Source organism: Streptomyces sp. 8L (genome assembly GCF_020176795.1).
Classification (GTDB): domain Bacteria; phylum Actinomycetota; class Actinomycetes; order Streptomycetales; family Streptomycetaceae; genus Streptomyces.
Genome location: NZ_JAIUKE010000567.1, coordinates 1 through 6,543, shown reverse-complemented (window position 1 = coordinate 6,543; position 6,543 = coordinate 1). Strand labels below are relative to the sequence as shown.

General features: G+C 72.0%; 5 protein-coding genes. 3 read left to right on the top strand and 2 right to left on the bottom strand.

The annotated features are described in order from the left end of the window. Positions 1 to 46: 46 nt before the first annotated feature. Together LCE31_RS34475 and LCE31_RS34470 are read right to left on the bottom strand one after the other, a co-directional pair. Positions 47 to 1,189: a globin domain-containing protein gene (locus LCE31_RS34475; protein WP_225021569.1), complete on the bottom strand. Its 1,143-nt coding sequence runs from the start codon at positions 1,187 to 1,189 to the stop codon at positions 47 to 49. A gap of 883 nt (positions 1,190 to 2,072) precedes the next feature. Then, positions 2,073 to 3,629 carry a class I adenylate-forming enzyme family protein gene (locus LCE31_RS34470; RefSeq protein ID WP_225021567.1) on the bottom strand — a complete coding sequence of 519 codons (1,557 nt, stop codon included), beginning with the start codon at positions 3,627 to 3,629 and terminating at the stop codon, positions 2,073 to 2,075. Positions 3,630 to 3,707: 78 nt separating this feature from the next. Here LCE31_RS34470 and LCE31_RS34465 point away from each other — a divergent pair, with 78 nt between their 5' ends. From LCE31_RS34465 to LCE31_RS34455, 3 genes are all read left to right on the top strand, one after another. Beyond that, positions 3,708 to 4,340 (top strand): TetR/AcrR family transcriptional regulator, encoded by a 633-nt coding sequence (locus LCE31_RS34465; RefSeq protein WP_225021565.1) that lies wholly within the window; start codon positions 3,708 to 3,710, stop codon positions 4,338 to 4,340. A 414-nt stretch (positions 4,341 to 4,754) separates the two neighbouring features. Next, positions 4,755 to 5,933, top strand: a complete 1,179-nt coding sequence (locus tag LCE31_RS34460; protein ID WP_225021563.1) for an aromatic ring-hydroxylating oxygenase subunit alpha — start codon at positions 4,755 to 4,757, stop codon at positions 5,931 to 5,933. Next, a complete protein-coding gene (locus LCE31_RS34455) occupies positions 5,930 to 6,355 on the top strand; it encodes a PaaI family thioesterase (RefSeq protein ID WP_225021561.1) in 426 nt (141 codons plus the stop codon). The genes LCE31_RS34460 and LCE31_RS34455 overlap by 4 nt, the downstream gene beginning before the upstream one ends. Positions 6,356 to 6,543 lie beyond the last annotated feature (188 nt).

Below are 6,543 nucleotides of genomic sequence, written 5' to 3'. Positions count from 1 at the left end.
GACGCGGGCCGGACCGGCGGGGCGAGCCGGCCGGGTCCGCGTCCGCTCACTCCTCGGCCTCCTCCCGCAGCCTGCGGGGAAGCAGCGCGCTCTCCAGGGCGGGGACGTCGAAGGGGTCGAAATGGATCTGCTCCGGCGGAATGCCCTGCTGTGTCAGCGTCGCGCGGGCCTGCGTGACCATCGCCACCGGGCCCGAGAGGAACGCCTCGTGCTGGTACCACGGCCCGAACTCCGCCAGGACCTGCGGCAGCGTGCCCTCAAGACCCGCGATGCGTTCGTGCGAGACCGCGGCCCGTACCGACAGCCAGTGGTGCCGTTGCGACATCCTGAGCATGTCGTCGAGGCCGTACAGCTCCTCGGCGGTCCGCGCGCCCACGAAGACGTCGACGTAGCGCTGCTTGCCGCTGCGCGCGGCCTCCTCGACCAGGGCCCTGATCGGGGCCATGCCGGTCCCTCCCGCCACGCACACCAGATCGCGGTCGCTGCGCGGGTCCAGCGTCATGTCGCCCTGGGTCGGGCCGAGCCGCACCACGTCACCGGCTTTGGTGTTGTAGACCAGGCCATGGCTGACCTGGCCCTGGGCGAGGGCGCGGACATGGAAGGTCACGGTGTTGTCCTCGCGCGGCGCGTGCGCGGGGGAGTAGTACCGCCACGCCTTGGGCTGCCAGGGCGTCTCCATGCTCGCGTACTGTCCCGCGGTGTACGGGTAGGGCGCGTCGGGCCGCACCGTGATCTCGGCGATGCCGTGTCCCCGGTGCACATGGCCGACGACCTCCGCCTGCCACACCGCGGGCGCACGGAGGGCGTCCTCCTCGGCGGCGTGGTTCATCACCTGCGCCACGAGGTGGTAGCCGTTGGCCCACGCCGTGGCCAGCTCCTGGCTCCAGGCCGGGCCGGCGAAGCGGGCCAGCGCCGCGAGGAGGCACTCGCCCACCGCCGGGTAGTGGCCGTCCAGCGCTCCGAACTTGCGGTGGTCGCGCCCCAGCCGGGTGCAGAAGCGTATGAGGTTCTCCGGATCGTCGACCAGGTCCACGATCCGCAGCAGCCCGCGCAGCAGCCGGTCGCGCTGTACGTCCATATTGGCCGGGAAGAGGTCTCGTACCTGCGGGTACCGCGCGAAGAGAATCGCGTAGAAATACACCGTCATGTCCTCGGCGTACGGGCCGACCACGCCCACGCTCGCGCGCATGAGCGCGATCTCCTCCGCCGACAGCGGCACGAGCTGGGGAAACGGCCGCGGGGCCGCGGGGGGCTCGGCCGGGAACGGTCCTTCGAGCGGCGGCGGCTCCGGGGACGGACCGGCGCCGGCCTCGTCCCGGCGCCCCCTGCCTCCTCGGGACGGGCGGGGAAGCCTCACTGGGCGCCGCCCAGTTCAGATGGAATCTTCAGCACCATAACGGAGAGCCATTGTCCGAGCAGTGGGCGGCGGAGACGGCCGTGATCGCTGCAACTCCGATCGCGGCCGCCGGGGACAGGTCAATCGCCGGCACGGATTCCGCTGTGCCGGATACGGAACCCAGAGGGACCCGCCACGCGACCGCAGCGGCGCGGCGGTTCACCGGCGCGGGCGCCGGACCCGGTGCGACGGTGGGGCCGCGTCCCGGATGTGTGTATCCGGTTGGAACACGCGCACGGAACTCCCTGGGCACTCCACCGTCCGTGACCGGGCGGCGGAACTCGCTCACCCTAATACACACACTTCACACGTCAACCAAGGATGTGTACAACGCCTCATCCGCCCTCCGCTCTGCCCCGCTCATCCCTTCAGAAAGGCCTGCTGGCGGCCTGTGGTGACGGATCGCCGGTGGTGGTACGGACGGAGCCCCCGCCGGCGGACGGCAAGGCAGGGCAAACGGCAGGCGCATCGGGCATTCCGGTAACTCACGGTCACACGGGGGCTTTTCGTGAAAGGAGCAGGCAGGCGGGCGCCCATGTGCTCTCTGTTGGTGACTGCGTGCGACGGGTCACCGGCGCCGGCCTGCCGTTGCCCGTTCCCGTGGTGCCGCAGCCGCAGCCGCAGCCGCAGCCGCAGCCGGAGGCGGAGCGGGCCGCGCCTCGACGCGAAACGGACGTCAGCGACCGGTCGTTGGGGCATCTCTGGGCGGCGTACCACCGATATGCGCGCGGATGGTGTGTTTGGTGAGCTTGCCTGACGGATTGCGGGGCAGTGTGCCGACCCTGACCGCCTCGCGCGGGAGCTTGTAGCGGGCGAGACGCCCGGCGAGGTACGTGCGCATCTCCTCGATGCCGACCTCGGCGCCGTCGGAGCTGACGTAGACCGCGACGACCGTCTCGCCCCAGGTGGGGTCGGTGCGCCCGACGACGGCGACGTCGGTGATCCGCGGGTGGCCGCGGAGGGCCTCCTCGACCTCCTGGGAGTGCACGTTCTCGCCGCCGACGATGATGACGTCCTTGAGCCGGTCGACGACGAAGACATAGCCGTCCTCGTCGATACGGGCGACGTCCCCGGTGCGCAGCCAGGGCCCGGCGAAGGCGGCGGCGGTGGCCCCCGGGGCGTCGTGGTAGCGGGCCATTGCGGTGTCGGCACGCAGCCAGATCTCTCCGGTGCCCGGCGCCTCGACGTCCCGGCCGTCGTCGCCGACGACCCGCAGGTCCACGCCGGGCATCCCACGGCGCCCGATCGAGCCGGCCTTGGTGAGGTGTTCGTGCGGATACAGGACGGAGCCGACGGGGCCGGTCTCGCTCAGGCCGTAGACCTGGGTGAAGCGGTCACTGCGGTACGCCGCCCTCAGCCCCGCCGCCACGTCGGCGCCGAGCGGTGCTCCGCCGTAGAGCCAGTGGCCGACGCTGGAGAGGTCGTAGTCGGCGAGGTCGAGCCGGCCGGCGGCGGCCAGCCGGGTGGGCGCCAGGTAGGCGACGGGCGCGCCGAAGAACGCGGTCGGCCGGTGGCGCTGCACGTGTTCGAGGAAGCCGACCGGGTCGTACTCGCGCTGGAGGATGGTGGTGGCGCCCAGGAAGACCATGGTGAGCAGCCAGTCGTTGAGCGGGGCGGCGTGCCAGGCCGGCATGGCGAGCAGGAAGCGCTCGTCCCGGGTGAAGCCCAGGGTGGCGGCGATCAGCGGCTGGACGGCCGAGACCGTCCTGTGGGTGTGCACGCAGGCCTTGGGGGCGCCGGTGGTCCCGGAGGTGTAGAGGAACTCGGCGACGGCGTCCTGGTCGGGGTCGGCCGCGTGCTCGCACGGGGAGGCCACTTCCCCGAGTTCGTCGAATCCGTCAAGCCCTTCGGCCCGGCCGTCGGTGCTCAGCCAGCGGACGCGGGGTGCCGCGGCCAGCGCGGCCGTGGCCAGTTCCGCGGCGACGACGCCGACCCGCGCCCCGCTGTGGCCGACGGCGTAGGCGGTCTCCGGCACGGTGAGCTTGTGGTTGACCGGGACCAGCACGCCGCCGGCGAACCAGGTGCCGAAGGCGGCGACCACGAAGCCCGGCGTGTTGAACGTCTGCACCGCGACCCGGTCGCCGGGGCGCACACCGAGCCCGGTCAGGACGGTGGCGGCGCGCCGCGCCCGGTCCAGCAGGCCCGCGTAGCCGAGGCGCGTCCCGCCCTGGACGAGGGCGTCCTTGCCGGGGTCGATCCGCGCGGCGCGTTCCAGTACGGCCGTCAGGTGCATCGGGGCTCCTACGGGTTCGCCAAGGTCAACTCGCTACGCTGTGAACCCTAGTTCATTTCTTGTGCGGGGAGGGCGACGATGGTGTACCGGCCGACCGACCGTACGCGGCAGCGAGCGGAGGAGAAGCGGGCCGCCCTCCTGAAGGCCGCCCACGGGCTGGTGGCCGAGCACGGATTCGCCGGAGCGACGGTCAGCGCCGTCACGGCCGCCTGCCACGCCAGTACCGGCTCGCTCTACTCCTCCTTCGAGAACCGGGACGGTCTGCTGGCCGCCGTCTTCCGGGCCGCGGCCGACCGCGAGCTGGCGGCGGTGCGCGAGGCCGTCGCCGTCGCGTCGCCCGCCCCGGCGGACAGGCTGGACGCCCTGATCGGCACCTTCACCCGACGCGCCCTCCAGGGGCGGCGGATGGCGTGGTCGCTGCTGTTCGAGCCGGTGTCGCCCGCGGTGGAGGCCGAGCGCCTGGTCTACCGCCGGTCCTACGTGGACCTGGGCGAGGGCATCGTCCGGGACGGGATCGCCCTCGGAGCCTTCGCGCCGCAGCACGCGGCCGTCGCCTCCTCGGCCGTGACAGGGGCGATCGCCGAGGCGCTGGTGGGGCGGCTGGGCCCGGCGGGCGGCGACGCCGCGCCCGGCCTGTCCGGCGAGTCGCTCGTCGCGGAGATCCGGGCCTTCTGCTTCCGGGCCCTCGGGGCGCAGGCCCCGCCGGCTTAGGCGGCCTTGACAGGTCCCGGGCATCGGCCAAGGAGCCTGCCGCGTGCGGAGGTTGACGGGCGGCACGCCGACCGCCCGGAAAGGGGCGGGTCGTTGCTCCGCGGGGCACCGGTCCGTACGATGCCTTGAACCAGGATTCATATCATCGGTCCCAGGGCGTGGCGCCGCGGCCGGTGGGGCGCGGCAGGTGCCGTCGACCGTCGTCCGGGCCCGGGCCGGAACCCGGCCCGGGTCGGTGTCCGGGGCGGTGTCCGAACTTGGGCCGGAATGCCCGGTCCGGGCCGGAATGCGCTGCGACATCTGCATTCCGAGTCCGAGTCCGAACCTCAGCCCGAGCCCAAGCACGAGCCCGAACCCGAACCTCGGCCCGAGTCCCGCGCCCGAGTCCCCGTCCCAGTCGGAGGAGTGGATGCGTTGAAGCAGCACGAACAGGTCGCCATGGTCAAGCGTCTCCTCGCGCTGCGGGAGACCCGCCGCGACGAGCGCATGCTGGACGAGGTCGTGACCATCCCCGTCTCCAAGTACACCGACGCGGACCTGCTGGACCGGGAGCTGGCCTCCGCGTTCACGCGCTACCCGTTGGTCGCCTGCCACTCCTCGGCCCTGCCCGAGCCGGGCTCGTACGTGACGAGCGACTGGGACGACTTCCCCTATGTCGTCGTCCGGGGCGACGACGGCCGGGTGCGGGCCTTCTACAACCAGTGCCGCCACCGCGGCGCGAGGCTGGCGGCCGAGCGTACCGGCTCGGTGAAGAACTTCGTCTGCCCGTTCCACGGCTGGGTCTACGGGCTGGACGGGAACCTGCGCGGCATCACGCGCGCCCACGACTTCCCTGGCGTCGAGACCCGTGACTACGGGCTTGCCGAGTTGCCCGCCGCCGAGTCGGGCGGCCTGGTCTGGGTCTCCAGGACACCCGGTGCCGAGCTCGACATACCGGGCTTCCTCGGGTCCTTCCACGACGACCTGGTCACCTTCGACGTGGCCTCGCTGGTGCCCTACAAGAAGACGAAGGTCGTGAAGGAGGCCAACTGGAAGCTCCTGATCAAGACCTATCTGGAGGGATACCACGTCCCGTACCTGCACCGGGACACCCTCGCCTTCGCCTTCAAGCGGGGCGTCATCGCGTACGACCAGGACGGCCCGCACATCAGGCTGTCGGCGGCCCGCACCGACATCACCGCTCTGGCCGCGAAGCCCGAGCGCGAGTGGCGCATCCTCGACGGTGTGTCGGTCTACTACACCCTCTTCCCGAACACCTTCTTCATCCTCCACCCCGACTACGTCTCCATCAACACCTTCTGGCCGCTGGCGCCCGACCGTACGGTGTGGACCCACGAAATGCTCTACCGGGCCGAGGACTTCACGGGATCGGCAGGCCAGAGCGGGCTGGAGAAGCGGTTCCGGTTCACCAATGACGCCGTCTTCGACCAGGAGGACTTCGCGATCGCCGAGGACGTCCAGCGCGGGCTGCGGCACGGTGGAGCCGACCACCATGTGATCGGCCTCGCCGAGGGGCTGCTCGCGATCTTCCAGGACACCATCGACGCGCGGCTGACCGCGCCCCACGACACCATGACAGGACGGCCCGCATGACGACGGACATGACCGCCTTCGCCCAACGCGTCTTCGACGCCCAGCCGTTCAGTACGTTCCTGGGCGCGGAACTGACCGCAGTCGGTCCCGGCTCGGCCGAGATCCGGGTCCGCAACCGGCCCGAACTCCAGCAACAGCACGGCTTCGTGCACGGGGGAGTGCTCAGCTACCTCGCCGACAACTCGCTGACCTTCGCGGGCGGCCTGGCGCTCGGCGGCGACGCGCTCACCGCCGAGTACAAGATCAACTATGCCCGGCCCGCCGTCGGCGAGGTCGTCGTCGCGCGAGCCTCCGCCACCGTCACCACCCGCAGGCAGGCGGTCTGCCAGAGTTCGCTCTACGTGGTCCGGGACGGTGTGGAACGTCTTGTCGCGGTGGCGCAGGGCACCATCGTCGCCGCCGGAGCGCCGGTGGGCGACTGACACCGGCTCTTCCGCGTCCCGGGGGAGCCGGCGTCCACCGGCCCACGGCCGCTTCTACGGCGGGGCCGGCCGAGAAGTGCGAAGACACCGCCGACGGCCCGGCCCGGTCCTGCGCTTCCCGGCTCACCCCCCTCGCATCTCCCAGCCGACTACCGCGCCGCCGGGCCCCGCCCCGTGCTTCCCAGCAG

Coding starts and splice junctions, on each gene's coding strand:
- LCE31_RS34470 (WP_225021567.1), bottom strand. CDS start 3,629: ATGCACCTGACGGCCGTACTGGAACGCGCCGCGCGGATCGACCCCGGC.
- LCE31_RS34475 (WP_225021569.1), bottom strand. CDS start 1,189: ATGCGCGCGAGCGTGGGCGTGGTCGGCCCGTACGCCGAGGACATGACG.
- LCE31_RS34455 (WP_225021561.1), top strand. CDS start 5,930: ATGACGACGGACATGACCGCCTTCGCCCAACGCGTCTTCGACGCCCAG.
- LCE31_RS34465 (WP_225021565.1), top strand. CDS start 3,708: ATGGTGTACCGGCCGACCGACCGTACGCGGCAGCGAGCGGAGGAGAAG.